The 13191-nt window shown below is 37.3% G+C and carries 13 protein-coding genes; 8 read left to right on the top strand and 5 right to left on the bottom strand.

All coding sequences use genetic code 11. From position 1 onward, the window contains the following. Positions 1-17 precede the first annotated feature (17 nt). Complete coding sequence (locus VZD24_RS09880; RefSeq protein ID WP_279448418.1) at positions 18-938, bottom strand: lytic transglycosylase domain-containing protein; 921 nt, start codon at positions 936-938, stop codon at positions 18-20. Positions 939-998: 60 nt separating this feature from the next. Beyond that, positions 999-1658: an alpha/beta fold hydrolase gene (locus tag VZD24_RS09885; protein WP_342687572.1), complete on the bottom strand. Its 660-nt coding sequence runs from the start codon at positions 1656-1658 to the stop codon at positions 999-1001. Positions 1659-1908: 250 nt separating this feature from the next. Here VZD24_RS09885 and VZD24_RS09890 point away from each other — a divergent pair, with 250 nt between their 5' ends. Both VZD24_RS09890 and VZD24_RS09895 read left to right on the top strand, forming a co-directional pair. Then, positions 1909-2208, top strand: coding sequence for a GNAT family N-acetyltransferase (locus VZD24_RS09890; protein WP_279448422.1), 300 nt, complete (start codon positions 1909-1911; stop codon positions 2206-2208). 34 nt (positions 2209-2242) lie between these two features. Further along, positions 2243-2869, top strand: a complete 627-nt coding sequence (locus tag VZD24_RS09895; RefSeq protein ID WP_342687571.1) for a hypothetical protein — start codon at positions 2243-2245, stop codon at positions 2867-2869. Between the two features lie 5 nt (positions 2870-2874). Here VZD24_RS09895 and mtaB read toward each other — a convergent pair whose 3' ends face one another. Then, complete coding sequence (gene mtaB, locus VZD24_RS09900; RefSeq protein WP_342687569.1) at positions 2875-4218, bottom strand: tRNA (N(6)-L-threonylcarbamoyladenosine(37)-C(2))-methylthiotransferase MtaB; 1344 nt, start codon at positions 4216-4218, stop codon at positions 2875-2877. Between the two features lie 61 nt (positions 4219-4279). On the opposite strand from mtaB, the gene VZD24_RS09905 reads away from it, so the two are divergent. Both VZD24_RS09905 and VZD24_RS09910 read left to right on the top strand, forming a co-directional pair. Next, positions 4280-5920, top strand: a complete 1641-nt coding sequence (locus VZD24_RS09905) for an ABC transporter substrate-binding protein (protein WP_342687568.1) — start codon at positions 4280-4282, stop codon at positions 5918-5920. 11 nt (positions 5921-5931) lie between these two features. Continuing rightward, complete coding sequence (locus VZD24_RS09910; protein WP_279448429.1) at positions 5932-6213, top strand: hypothetical protein; 282 nt, start codon at positions 5932-5934, stop codon at positions 6211-6213. On the opposite strand, the gene VZD24_RS09915 is transcribed toward VZD24_RS09910, so the two are convergent. Together VZD24_RS09915 and VZD24_RS09920 are read right to left on the bottom strand one after the other, a co-directional pair. Further along, positions 6210-7385, bottom strand: a complete 1176-nt coding sequence (locus tag VZD24_RS09915) for a GlmU family protein (protein WP_342687567.1) — start codon at positions 7383-7385, stop codon at positions 6210-6212. The genes VZD24_RS09910 and VZD24_RS09915 overlap by 4 nt on opposite strands. A gap of 182 nt (positions 7386-7567) precedes the next feature. Continuing rightward, positions 7568-7849 carry a type B 50S ribosomal protein L31 gene (locus tag VZD24_RS09920; protein WP_279448433.1) on the bottom strand — a complete coding sequence of 94 codons (282 nt, stop codon included), beginning with the start codon at positions 7847-7849 and terminating at the stop codon, positions 7568-7570. 187 nt (positions 7850-8036) lie between these two features. On the opposite strand from VZD24_RS09920, the gene VZD24_RS09925 reads away from it, so the two are divergent. From VZD24_RS09925 to VZD24_RS09940, 4 genes are read left to right on the top strand one after another with little or no spacing between them, the layout of a single operon-like run. Continuing rightward, positions 8037-8579, top strand: coding sequence for a DUF4199 domain-containing protein (locus VZD24_RS09925; RefSeq protein WP_342687566.1), 543 nt, complete (start codon positions 8037-8039; stop codon positions 8577-8579). A gap of 3 nt (positions 8580-8582) precedes the next feature. Further along, the gene (locus tag VZD24_RS09930) at positions 8583-9530 is read left to right on the top strand and encodes a glycosyltransferase family 2 protein (RefSeq protein WP_342687565.1); all 948 of its coding nucleotides are present in this window, start codon (positions 8583-8585) and stop codon (positions 9528-9530) included. Positions 9531-9580: 50 nt separating this feature from the next. Further along, complete coding sequence (locus VZD24_RS09935) at positions 9581-11296, top strand: phospho-sugar mutase (protein ID WP_342687564.1); 1716 nt, start codon at positions 9581-9583, stop codon at positions 11294-11296. Then, positions 11296-13122: an ABC transporter ATP-binding protein gene (locus tag VZD24_RS09940; protein ID WP_279448440.1), complete on the top strand. Its 1827-nt coding sequence runs from the start codon at positions 11296-11298 to the stop codon at positions 13120-13122. The genes VZD24_RS09935 and VZD24_RS09940 overlap by 1 nt, the downstream gene beginning before the upstream one ends. The last annotated feature ends 69 nt before the right edge of the window (positions 13123-13191 follow it).

Consider the following 13191-nt stretch of genomic DNA (forward strand, 5'->3'; position numbering starts at 1 on the left):
AAACGTTCTGCAATCTATTATTTATAATAGCCCTTTTCTGGTATTTCAATAAAATATTCCTTGCCCGAAGCATTTTTTAAATACGTATCGCGTAGCCAAGGGTTGTGAATTTTTAAAATTTTATAATTAATTCCGTACGGTTTAATCCATTCTGCCCAATCTGTAACCGCCGTATCTACTTTTACCTTAAACGTGGGGATGTTTTGGTAAAGGTCTTTTTCCCTAAAATTAAAACCGTATTTTTTCGGGTTTTCCATTATTTCCTTTAGCGCTAAAATTCTAAAAACATACCTACTGGTTTCAGAATTTAGCAATAAATCGTAATAACTGGTTTCCTTTTGCCGGTTTATCTGTTTGTTCATTCCACCAACACCTGCATTGTACGATGCGGCAGCCATTGTCCAGCTTCCAAATTTATCTTTAGATTTTTTTAAATATTCTGCCGCTACTCGGGTGGCCTTTTCGAGGTTGTATCGTTCATCTACATAATCGTTTATTTCCAGACCGTATTCAAGTCCGGTACCTTTCATAAAATGCCAAATACCCGAAGCACCCACAGGCGAACTGGTATATTCCAATCCACTCTCAGCCACTGCCAAATATTTAAAATCGTCTGGCAAACCATACTGTTTTAGCAAGGGTTCAATTTGTGGAAAGTATTTATTGGCGCGTTTAAAAAGCAGCAAGCCATTAGACTGCCAATAGGTGTTTACCAATAATTCTCTATCCATTCGTTCCCTAATGTCTGGATTATGGAGCGGAACGGGTTCTCCGGCAAAATCCATTTTCTCGGGCAAAGGCAGCGCATAAACATTGTAATCGTTTACTAATTTCTTTTCAAGATTTGCATCTGTGGGAGCATCTTGCACCGCGTGAATACTTAAAGCGCTTACAGTGAGGATTGCTACACCCACTCCTATTTTTGCTATCAATTTCATAAAATCAAAATTTTTAATAAAGATACTTAATATAGCTAATTCTACGGAACAAAGCCACTATTATTCTTCAAAAATCTGCAACAATGTTTTGGAAATTTTTCGTCCCTTATTCAATATCATAATATGTGTTCCGCCTTTTATAACACGGCAATCGCTAATATATTTTATAGGAAACACTACATCGTTTTCCCCGTGAAGGTGCACTATATTATCAATTTTCTCCGTCCTATTCCAAGTTATCATTTTTTCTAACGACCAGTCTAAATATTGTTTGTTGCGCACGTGAAGGTATTCTTGATAAAGCGATAGGCGCTTTTGGGTTTTGGGACCTATTGAAAATTTGGTTAAATCTTCAACACTTAAAACCAAACTGGTAGGAATAAGTTTGTACGCTCTGGTAAATCTGGCTAGTTTCATACGTCGAGGAAGCTCTTCTTTAGATTTTACACTGGAAATAATTATAAGTTTTTTCAACTTTAAAAAACGACTCATTTCCTGAACTACGACCCCACCAAACGACACTCCTATTAATATTGGATTTTCTTCCTTAACACGACGCGCCATTTTTTCGGCATATGCATCTAAGCTTTCTCCTTTTTCTGGAATTAACCACTCTAATATATGGGTTACATAATTTTCAGGAAACTTAATGTTCTTAAAAATTTCACCACCGGCCGCCAAACCTGGAACAAAATAGATATGCGTTTTTTGAGAGTTCATAAGTCTTTTGTGAAGAAAATGGTAAAGCCCAAAGATTATTCGTAAATTTACGGGTACAAAGATAGAATTATATAACCGTTTCTTAACAACTGAACAATTTCAGTGATAATTTACTTTGAAAAAAAGACGAACATCCAACTTTAGCATTTTTATAAAATTATTTTTATTCAGGCCAAGTTATGAAATTAGGTGGCCATACTTCAATGGCATTCCATCTCAAAATTACTTTTCCAATTTAAAATAACTCACAATGATTGAAGATGTAGAAATTACCGATAACGAATTTTTAAGACAATTTGAACTCGAAATTGGCGATAATATGGCGCGCATCGAGTATGCCTTACAAGACCGAAAAATATTCTTAACAAAGTATGATATGCCAGAAGACCTCGAAGAGCAGGGGTTTAGGGAGATTTTTATAAAAGCTGTTTTTGAAGAAGTAAAAAACCGTGGCATTAGTTTAGTTCCTACTAGTCCGGAAATTGCAGGGTTTATGCGAAAGAATCGCAGAAAGTATAAAGATTTGTTGCCAGTAGGTATAAATATTTAGTGAGGATTTTTAAATCCTAAACTTAAAGCATTCTGTGAAAAATATTTCCTTAACACTTTTTCTTGCGATTTTGTTTTCACAAAATATTTATGCGCAATTTTTTGAGAGCAATGATTTATACGGAAATATTGGGATAGCCGGAGGTAATTTTTTAGGATCTGAAGCAGGTGCCAATTTAATATTAAAAGAAGAATATTTTATTCACGTAGGCACTATTTATTTTCAATCTAAAGCTAGCGAAAAACCTCAAAATTATAACGCCGGAAGTGGAATCGTAGGTAGCGGTGATTCCGATATTAAAGATAGGTATAACACTTTAAATATTAGAGGGGGTTATGTTTTGAAAATGAGTTCAAAATTTAGAGCTGTTTTTAACGGAGGGCTAGGATTGCAATTCCGGGATTACGCCACAGATTTTACAGTACATAAGCCAATTGAAGGCAACGGTGGGTTTAACTTTGGTTCTAGCCCATCTCACGATTTTATTCGAAAAAATGATGTATCAGCGGCTCTAATAATCAGTCCCCGAATTGAATATCTTCCTTCACGAAATTATGGTGTATTTGTTTCACCATTATTTATCTTCAATAAAAACGACAATTTCTTCGGAGTTAGTGTAAATGCTATAATTGGAAAACTAAAAAATAAAGAAGATATCTGAAATTTTTAACCAACCATTGCGCTAGATAATTTTGGCGCTTTTTTAAACCGCACCAAACCATCCGTGTCAATTTCGGTTAAGGTAATTTCGGACAAAGTGTTTACCAATGCCGGATTCCACGGGGCTTTTACTTTTACGTAGTTTTCTGTAAAACCGTGAATATACCCCTCTTTATTTTCGCCTTCAAAGAGCACTGTATGCATTGCCCCTAACTGACTTTCATAAAAAGCCCTTCTCTTTTTTACTGAAAGTCCACGTAACATTTTGCTGCGCTTATTTCTAACTTTCATCGGAACCACTCCGTCCATTTCGGCGGCGGGAGTATTGTCTCTTTCAGAATAGGTGAAAACGTGTAAATACGAAATATCCAGTTCATTTAAAAAGTGATAGGTTTCCAAAAAGCGTTCGTCGGTTTCACCCGGAAAACCAACAATTACATCTACACCAATACAAGCATTTGGCATTACTTCGCGAATTTTTGCAACTCTTTCAATATACAGTTCACGCATATAACGACGGCGCATCAATTTTAAAATTTCGTTGCTGCCACTTTGTAGCGGAATGTGAAAATGAGGCACAAATGTTTTCGATTTAGAAACAAAATCGATGGTTTCATTTTTCAGAAGATTGGGCTCTATTGATGAAATTCTAAGCCGCTCAATCCCCTCCACTTTGTCCAAAGCCTTCACAAGTTCAAGAAAAGTGTGTTCGTGTTTTTTATTGCCGAACTCTCCCTTTCCGTAATCGCCAATATTAACCCCGGTTAAAACAATTTCCTTAATTCCCTGTGCCGAAATATCAGCAGCATTTTGCAGTACATTTTCCAAAGTATCGCTTCGAGAAATTCCGCGCGCCAGGGGGATTGTGCAATATGTACATTTATAATCACACCCATCCTGCACTTTTAAAAATGCACGGGTTCTATCGCCAATGGAATAGGAACCTACGTAGAAATCGGCGTCTTCAATTTCACACGAATGAACCTCCCCAAAATCGTTTTTCGAAAGATCATTTAAGTAATCGGTAATCTTGAATTTTTCGGTAGCGCCCAAAACCAAATCAACGCCATCTACATCAGCCAATTCCTGTGGCTTTAATTGTGCGTAACAGCCAACAGCGGCAACAAATGCTTTTGGATTGGCTTTCTGCGCTTGTTTTACGATAGTTTTAAACCGCTTATCGGCATTTTCGGTAACACTGCAAGTATTAATAACATAGATATCAGCCTCTTCAGAAAAATCTACACGTTGAAAGCCTTCACCTTCAAAATTTCTGGCAATAGTAGAGGTTTCACTAAAGTTAAGCTTACAACCGAGTGTATAAAATGCGACTTTTTTTGATGCAATCATTATTGTATTTTTGGCAAACGAGGGCACAAAAATACAAACTAAAATCGGTTCCCGAAAAAACATGCAGCAGGCTTTAAAAAATCTAATCTTTCACATTTCAATATGTTGTATCTCAATACTTTTGCTTTCCTGCAGAAATAACAAAGAAACCGACCGCGACCCCCTCGTTTTCCGCTATAATGAACACGGCAACATTCCTACCTTAGACCCTGCTTTTGCTCGAAATCCGCAAGCCATTTGGCCGGACAACCAACTTTATAACGGCTTGGTGCAATTAGATGATTCTTTAAACATTAAACCAGATATTGCCAAGAGTTGGGAGATAAACGATAGCACGAACACCTATATTTTTAAACTGAGAAACGATGTGTATTTTCATCAAAATATAGCTTTCGCACAGGATGGATTGCATAGTCCCAAACGCTTTACACGCAAAGTGGTGGCACAGGATTTTGTTTACAGTTTTAACCGTTTGACCGATGAAAAAGTTGCCTCTTCGGGAAGTTGGGTGATGAATTATGTTGAAAAATATTGGGCCGAAAACGACACTACTTTTGTAATAAAATTAAAACAACCCTTTCCGGCATTCTTAGGATTGCTCTCCATGCGGTACTGTTCCGTAGTTCCGAAAGAGGCGGTGGAATATTATGGAAATGAATTCCGAAGAAATCCAGTGGGCACAGGTCCGTTTCAATTTAAAATGTGGGAAGAAAACGTGAAGCTCGTTTTCAGAAAAAATCCGCTATATTTTGAGAGAGATGAAAATGGAGAAAAACTCCCCTATTTAGAAGCGGTTTCCATCACTTTTTTACCCGATAAGCAAAGTGAGTTTTTACAATTTGCACAAGGAAAACTCGATTTTATTTCGGGTTTGGACGGTAGTTATAAAGATGAGCTGTTAACCACCCGCGGAACGCTTCAACCAAAATACCACGATTTGGCATATATGATTACGGGACCGTATTTAAATACGGAATACCTCGGATTTTTTCTCGGTACCGAAACGCCAGAAATACAAAGCAAAACATTGCGGCAAGCAATAAATTATGGTTTCGACCGCCAAAAAATGGTAACGTATTTACGCAATGGAATGGGCATTCCTGCCATTCACGGATTTATTCCGAAAGGACTGCCCGGTTATGCTGAAATTGACGGATATACCTATCAGCCCGAAAAAGCTAAACAATTAATTGAAAAATACAAAGCAGAAACCGGAGATTCCAAACCCGAAATTACCATTGGCACCAATAGCCAATATTTAGATTTGTGCGAATATGTACAGCGCGAACTCGAAAAACTCGGGATTGCCGTAACCATAGACGTAATGCCGCCTTCCACGCTCCGGCAGATGAAAAGTAGCGGCGAACTAGATATTTTTCGCGCCAGCTGGATTGCAGATTATCCCGATGCCGAAAACTATCTTTCGTTATTTTACAGTCCTAATTTTGCGCCGAATGGCCCTAATTATATGCACTTTAAAAACCAAACTTTCGACAGTATTTATGAAAAGTCGCTGACGATTTCAAATATTGAAAAACGAAAATTGAACTACACCAAAATGGATTCAATTATTGTTGAAGAAGCGCCCGTTGTTCCGCTGTTTTATGATATGGCCGTACGGTTTGTGAATAAAAAAGTTTCGGGTCTCGGTATAAACCCGCAGAATTTTTTGGTTTTAAAAAAGGTTAGAAAGAAGAAATAAATTAAATAAATATGGGGTTTGGTGGTTCGGCTGCAGCAATGGTACAATCTATTCGCAATAATGCGAAACAACTTGCAAAACGCAATAATTATTTTGAAAAGGATGTAAATTCAAAATATGGAACCTCAACTAAGATTGTTGATTACAAAAAAATGTCGCCTGCCCAGTTTGAAGCTTTCAAGCAAAAATTGAAAGAAAATGAACTAAGGCGCCAAAAGAATTTAGCGATTGTTTTTGGGAGTGTAATGCTTATAATTGTAGGTGTGATAATTTACTTCCTATTTTACCATTAGCCTTTCCGCCATTCGGAAGTTTCCTCAAACACGTGTTCCAAAATTTGAGCGTCCATTTCTGAAAACTCAATATTTCTTCGGCCCATAACAACTTTTGCCACTTCAAAAGCTTTGTCGGTTTTATAGGTTGTAAATCCGCCACTTCCGCCCCAACTAAAGCTTGGGACAAAATTTCTGGGAAACCCGCTTCCGAATATATTGGCGCTCACGCCCACAACCGTTCCGGTATTGAACATGGTATTGATTCCGCATTTGCTGTGATCGCCCATCATCAGTCCACAAAATTGCAAACCAGTTCGAGCAAAACCTTCGGTTTCATAATTCCAAAGGCGTACTTCGGCATAGTTATTTTTTAAGTTGGAATTATTGGTATCTGCCCCCAAATTGCACCATTCGCCCAAAACTGAATTTCCTAAAAAACCATCGTGACCTTTATTTGAATAGCCAAAAATTACGCAATTATTTACTTCGCCCCCAACTTTACTGTGCGGGCCAATGGTGGTGTTGCTATAAATTTTAGCACCCATTTTTAAAGTTGCATGTTCACAAAGTGCAAATGGACCACGAACGGAACACGCTTCCATTATTTCGGAGTCTTTGCCAATATATATAGGGCCGTCCGAGGCATTTAAAGAACACAGCGGTAATTTTGCACCTTCTTCAATAAAAATATTTTCCGGATTGCTCGTCCAAACCGCGTCGGGAATGGGCTGTGATTTACGGCCCTTGGTAAGCATTTCGAAATCGCGTTTTATGGCGTCACCGTTTTTTGAAAAAATATCCCAAGTATTCTCAATTCTTAAAACATCGTTGTGGGCATATTGAATTATATCAAAAGTTTCAAAATCTACTTCCTGCCCTTCCGTGGTGAAAAAAGCGATGGGTTCGTCATCAAAAAATACGGCCTGATTTTCTTCCAATCCTTTGATAATATGAACTAAATTTTCCGAAGGAAGAAAAGACGCATTTATAAAAATGTTTTTCTCGAGTTCCACAAACGGATACTTTTCCGAAAGATAATCTTCGGTAACAGTTGTTGTAGTAAAACCTAAAAGATGTTCCCATTTTTCACGAATGGTTAAAATACCTACCCGAATATCCGCCACGGGACGGGTAAAGGTGAAAGGCAAAAGCTGGTTGCGGACGCTTCCGTCAAAGAGGATGTAATTCATTGGATTAACGATTGCTGATTTTTGATTGCTGATTTCGATTTCGATTTCGATTTCGATTTCGATTTCGATTTCATAATTCAATATTACTCAAAATTCAGCAATCAACAATCGTTAATCAACAATCTAAAATTAAAAAGCCCTCGATTTCTCGAAGGCTTTTAAATATTTTATAAAAGTGAAGACTACTCTTCAGTTTTAGTTTCTGCTTTTGCAGGTTTTTTAAACTTGTTGTATTTGTTTTTAAATTTATCAATACGTCCTGCAGTATCAATAAGTTTTGCTTTTCCGGTATAAAAAGGATGTGAAGTACGTGAAATCTCCATCTTTACCAAAGGATACTCAACACCATCTACCTCGATAGTTTCTTTAGTATCTGCAGTTGATTTTGTAAGGAATACATCTTCATTGCTCATATCCTTAAAAGCAACTAATCTATAATTTTCTGGGTGGATACCTTTTTTCATCTCTCTAATATTATAATTTAAAAATGCGCTCTTCCGACCTTTCGGAATTGAGTTTGCAAATTTAAGTATTAATTGGAAATTAGCAACAAAATAATACACTTTTTTTATTCACCTCAAAATCGCCCGCAAATGTAACGTTTTACTATATTTGTTTACTAACAATCTGAACCAAAAAATCTTTTAAAAAATGGATACCCAACCAATTTCAATTAAAAAATCAGCAGTCAATTACGGAGTAATTTTAGGTGCAATATTAGCGCTTATGACTACCTTAATGTACGTTTTAAACCCAGATCTTTTTACAAAGTGGTACATAGGAATAATTAATTTTATTATAATTATTGCTTTAGGCATTGTTTCTGTTGCAAAAGCCAAGGGGCTCTTACGCGGTATAATGAACTTTAAACAAGGTTTTACAGTTTATTTTATTACCGTGGCACTTGGGCTTTTAATAAGTACTTTGGTCGGAATATTAATTTTTAATGTTATAGATCCAGATATGGCAGCATTTCTTCAAGAAAAAACGCTGGCAATGACTGCCGAAATGTTACAAAAATTTGGAACTCCCCAAGCTGCAATAGACGAACAAATGTCGAAAATGGCAGAACAAAACAATTTTGCCATTGGCGCACAATTAAAAAGTTACATTTTTAGCCTCGCTTTTATGAGCGTTATTGGCCTGTTGGTCGCGCTAATTTTTAAAACAAAAAATCCAAATCCGTTAAACTAATTGATGAATATTTCCATCGTTATCCCGCTTCTCAACGAAGAAGAATCGTTAAATGAACTGCACCGTTGGATTGCATCTGTTATGCAATCCAATGGTTTTTTATACGAACTCATCTTTATAGACGATGGCAGTACAGACGATTCGTGGAAAATTATTGAAAAACTATCTAGCGAAAATCCCGAAGTAAAAGGAATTCGATTTCAGAAAAATTATGGTAAGTCGCAAGCGCTACACGCGGGTTTCGCGATGGCCAAAGGCGAAGTAATAATAACCATGGATGCCGATTTGCAGGACAATCCTGAAGAAATTCCCGAGCTTTATAAAATGGTTACCGAAGACGGTTTTGATCTTGTTTCGGGCTGGAAAAAGAAACGCTACGATTCTGTACTTAGCAAAAACTTACCTTCCAAATTATTTAATTATGCCGCGCGAAAAACTTCGGGTGTAAAACTGCACGACTTTAATTGCGGATTAAAAGCATATCAAAAAGACGTTATCAAAACCATTGAAGTTACCGGCGAAATGCACCGATACATTCCTGTTTTGGCAAAGAATGCAGGATTTAGCAATATTTCAGAAAAACCTGTTTTACACCAAGCGCGTAAATACGGAACCACAAAATTTGGTGCAGAACGCTTTATTCGAGGTTTTTTAGATTTAATTACTATATGGTTTTTGTCAAGATTCGGCAAGCGGCCTATGCATCTTTTTGGCGCCTGGGGCGCATTTATGCTTTTTGTAGGTTTTTGTTTTGCGCTGTTTTTGGGCATTGATAAATTATTTATTAACCCTTCGGCAAGATTAATTACAGACAGGCCCGAGTTTTTTATAGCTCTAGTAGCAATGGTCTTGGGATCGCAATTTTTTCTCGCCGGGTTTTTAGGCGAATTAATCCTGAGAAGCAAAAAAGAATCGCAAAACTATATAATTAAGGAAACGGTTAATTCTTAATTATTTTTCTCCCCTTTATTATTACTATTTTTACATTTTAAAACAAGCGAATGATTTACGTAGATCCGAAAACTTTAGCCCGTGTAAACCAATGGCTCACCCCTTTTTTTGACCAGCAAACACAACACACTATAAAGGAAATGATTGCCAACGACCCAGAGGAGTTGGAAGACAGCTTTTATAAAAACCTGGAATTCGGAACCGGTGGGATGCGAGGTATTATGGGCCTTGGCGACAACCGAATTAACAAATATACCTTGGGCAAAAACACGCAAGGGCTTTCAAATTACCTAAAAAAACAGTTTCCAAATCAAGCGATTAATGTGGCCATTGCATACGATTGTAGGCACAATAGCAAAGAATTTGCAAAAGTGGTGGCCGATGTATTTTCGGCAAACGGAATTACCGTTTTTCTATTTTCAGAATTACGGCCTACGCCAGAACTTTCCTTTGCAGTAAAACATTTAAATTGTAAAGCCGGAATTGTTTTAACAGCGTCGCACAACCCGCCCGAATACAACGGTTATAAAGTATATTGGGAAGATGGTGGCCAGCTTGTACCACCACAGGATGCCGAAATAATTGCCGAAATAAATTCGCTGAATTACGAAGGCATAAACTTTGAAGCAAACGAAAAATTAATTCAATATATAGCTGCTGAAGTTGATGAAGCATTCGCAAAAGCATCGGTTAAAAACGGAACTTTTAATACTTCTCCAGACGCAAAAGATAATTTAAAAATTGTTTTCACTTCCCTCCATGGCACTTCAATTACAATAATTCCAAAGGTTTTGGAACAAGCTGGCTATAAAAATGTTTCCATTGTTGAAGAACAAGCAGAGCCTAATGGAGATTTTCCAACGGTAAAATCGCCCAATCCCGAAGAACCCGCAGCTTTAAAAATGGCTTTGGAACTTGCCGAAAATGAAAATGCAGATATTGTAGTTGGCACCGATCCCGATTGCGATCGTTTAGGCGTGGCCGTGCGTAACGATAAAAATGAAATGGTGCTCCTAAATGGAAACCAAACCATGATTTTAATGACGCACTTTCTTTTAGAGCAATGGCAAAAAGCTGGAAAATTAAGTGGCAATCAATTTGTGGCATCCACCATAGTTTCAACGCCAATGGTTGCGAAAGTCGCCAATCATTTCAATGTAAAATATATTGAGGGACTTACAGGTTTTAAATGGATTGCCAAGATGATCAAAGATTTTCCCGAGCTTGAATTTATTGGTGGCGGCGAAGAAAGTTTCGGGTATTTAGTGGGAGATTTTGTCCGTGATAAAGATGCTGTTACCGCTACCCTACTGGCTTGTGAGATTGCAGCACAGAAAAAACACGCCGGTAGGAGTATGTACCAGTATTTAAATGAAATTTACAACAGGTACGGCAATTACCGCGAGCATTTAATTTCAATTACAAAAAAGGGAAAACAGGGCGCCGAAGAAATTTCAGCAATGATGAAAAGTCTTCGCGAGAATCCGTTTACCGAAATTGCCGGCAGCAAAGTGATACGAATGGACGATATTTTAAAAGGTGAAACCACAGATTTTTTACAACAAGAAACTTTGTCACTAAACCTGCCAAAAAGCAACGTGTTAATCTATTATACCGAAGATGGTAGCAAAATTGCAGCGAGACCCAGCGGTACCGAGCCAAAAATAAAGTTCTACATTAGCGTAAACACTTCCGAAAAGGATAATTTTGAAGCAATACTTCAGAAAAAAATAGACGCTATTGCCGCACAACTAAATGTGAATTAATGAATTATTTCAAAAAAATACTGCGCTACGTTCTTCCCTATAAAAGGTATGCGTATTTAAACATATTTTTTAATATTCTGTACGCCCTATTTAGCACGCTTTCCTTTTTAGCATTAATTCCTGTACTGCAAGTTATTTTTAGCGACCAGCGCGAAGTTGGCGCAAAGCCAGTATATGAAAGTATTACCGAATTAACCACATTTATTCAAGATTCGCTAAACTATCATTTAGTGAATTACATAAACAAATATGGCGACTTTAAGGTTCTTCTTTTTATGATTGGCCTAATTGTGGCAATATTTCTACTTAAAAATTTAAGCAATTATCTCGCAATGTACTATTCCACTTTTTTACGGAATGGTGTTTTAAGAGATTTGCGAAATGATTTGTACGGCAAAGTAATTATTTTTCCACTGGCGTTTTATTCTGAAAAAAGAAAAGGCGATACTATTTCGCGCTTAAGTGGCGATGTGGACGAAGTAAAAAACTCGGTACTTTCAGTTTTGGAAATGATTGTTCGCGAACCGTTAACAATTATTTTTTCACTGGCAACCATGCTTTTTATAAGTCCGAAATTAACACTCTTTGTGTTTTTATTTCTACCAATTTCGGGCTTTCTTATTTCTAAAGTGGGAAAATCGTTAAAGCGAGGATCTTTAAAAGTACAACAGGAACAAGGCGTTTTTCTCTCTATTTTGGAAGAAACTATGGGCGGACTTCGAATTATAAAAGCCTTTCACGCAGAAAATTTATTTCAGAAAAAGTTTGAAGATAGTAACCAACGGTTTTATAAATATTCCAACAAAGTTATGAATAGGCAGAACCTCGCTTCTCCCTTAAGCGAGTTGCTAGGCATTATAACTATTGGCATTCTTCTTATTTATGGTGGATATCTGGTTTTTGTAGATCGCACTTTAGACGCCAGTTTCTTTCTGGGTTACATTATGCTCGCGTACAACATACTAACTCCTGCGAAAGCGATTGCCAAAGCGAGCTATTCGGTGAAACGAGCCGATGGATCTGCCCAGCGTATTTTGGAATTATTGGAAGCCGAAAACACAATAACCGATATTAAAAACCCAATTGAAAAGGAAGGTTTTGAAGGAGTAATTTCTATTAAAAACGTTTCGTTTAAATACGAAGATCAGTACGTTTTAAAGGATTTTTCACTCGAAATTCCAAAGGGAAAAACCGTGGCACTTGTGGGGCAATCGGGCAGTGGAAAGAGTACAATTGCCAATTTACTCACCCGTTTTTACGACGTAAACCAAGGAAGCATTGAAATTGATGGGGTTGATATCAAAAATATTTCAAAGAAATCGCTTCGCGGATTAATGGGCATTGTATCGCAGGACTCTATTCTTTTTAACGATACTGTGGGCAATAATTTAAAATTGGGGAAACCATTAGCCACCAATCCCGAATTGATGGAAGCTGCCGAAATAAGCAACAGTTACGAGTTTATAAAAGAGCTGCCCGAAGGTTTTGAAACTAATATTGGTGACAGCGGCAATAAACTAAGTGGTGGCCAAAAACAACGGTTGAGCATTGCCAGAGCTGTTTTGAAAAATCCGCCAATTATGATTTTAGATGAAGCAACTTCAGCATTAGACACCGAAAGCGAACGTTTGGTACAGGATGCTTTAGAAAAAATGATGCAAAACCGAACTTCCATCGTAATTGCGCACCGACTCTCCACAATTCAAAACGCCGATAAAATTGTAGTACTCTCCAAAGGAAAAATTGTAGAACAGGGCAAACACCAAGAACTTTTGGAGCTTAAAGGCGTTTATTACAGTTTGGTTGAAATGCAATCATTAGCATAGCCCAACAATCAATTTATTACGCAACGCATCCAATTTTGGCAGTTTTACGCGTAAATAGTGCAGTGCCAA

The sequence above is a fragment of the Aequorivita flava genome (assembly GCF_038742595.1).
Taxonomy (GTDB): Bacteria; Bacteroidota; Bacteroidia; order Flavobacteriales; family Flavobacteriaceae; genus Aequorivita; species Aequorivita marisscotiae.

Excerpts from the sequence above, each read along its gene's own strand:
- VZD24_RS09925 (WP_342687566.1), top strand. The coding sequence starts at position 8,037 with ATGGATACCCAACCAATTTCAATTAAAAAATCAGCAGTCAATTACGGA.
- VZD24_RS09880 (WP_279448418.1), bottom strand. The coding sequence starts at position 938 with ATGAAATTGATAGCAAAAATAGGAGTGGGTGTAGCAATCCTCACTGTA.
- VZD24_RS09905 (WP_342687568.1), top strand. The coding sequence starts at position 4,280 with ATGCAGCAGGCTTTAAAAAATCTAATCTTTCACATTTCAATATGTTGT.
- VZD24_RS09940 (WP_279448440.1), top strand. The coding sequence starts at position 11,296 with ATGAATTATTTCAAAAAAATACTGCGCTACGTTCTTCCCTATAAAAGG.
- VZD24_RS09910 (WP_279448429.1), top strand. The coding sequence starts at position 5,932 with ATGGGGTTTGGTGGTTCGGCTGCAGCAATGGTACAATCTATTCGCAAT.
- VZD24_RS09935 (WP_342687564.1), top strand. The coding sequence starts at position 9,581 with ATGATTTACGTAGATCCGAAAACTTTAGCCCGTGTAAACCAATGGCTC.
- VZD24_RS09930 (WP_342687565.1), top strand. The coding sequence starts at position 8,583 with ATGAATATTTCCATCGTTATCCCGCTTCTCAACGAAGAAGAATCGTTA.
- VZD24_RS09885 (WP_342687572.1), bottom strand. The coding sequence starts at position 1,658 with ATGAACTCTCAAAAAACGCATATCTATTTTGTTCCAGGTTTGGCGGCC.
- VZD24_RS09915 (WP_342687567.1), bottom strand. The coding sequence starts at position 7,385 with ATGAATTACATCCTCTTTGACGGAAGCGTCCGCAACCAGCTTTTGCCT.
- VZD24_RS09890 (WP_279448422.1), top strand. The coding sequence starts at position 1,909 with ATGATTGAAGATGTAGAAATTACCGATAACGAATTTTTAAGACAATTT.
- mtaB (WP_342687569.1), bottom strand. The coding sequence starts at position 4,218 with ATGATTGCATCAAAAAAAGTCGCATTTTATACACTCGGTTGTAAGCTT.
- VZD24_RS09920 (WP_279448433.1), bottom strand. The coding sequence starts at position 7,849 with ATGAAAAAAGGTATCCACCCAGAAAATTATAGATTAGTTGCTTTTAAG.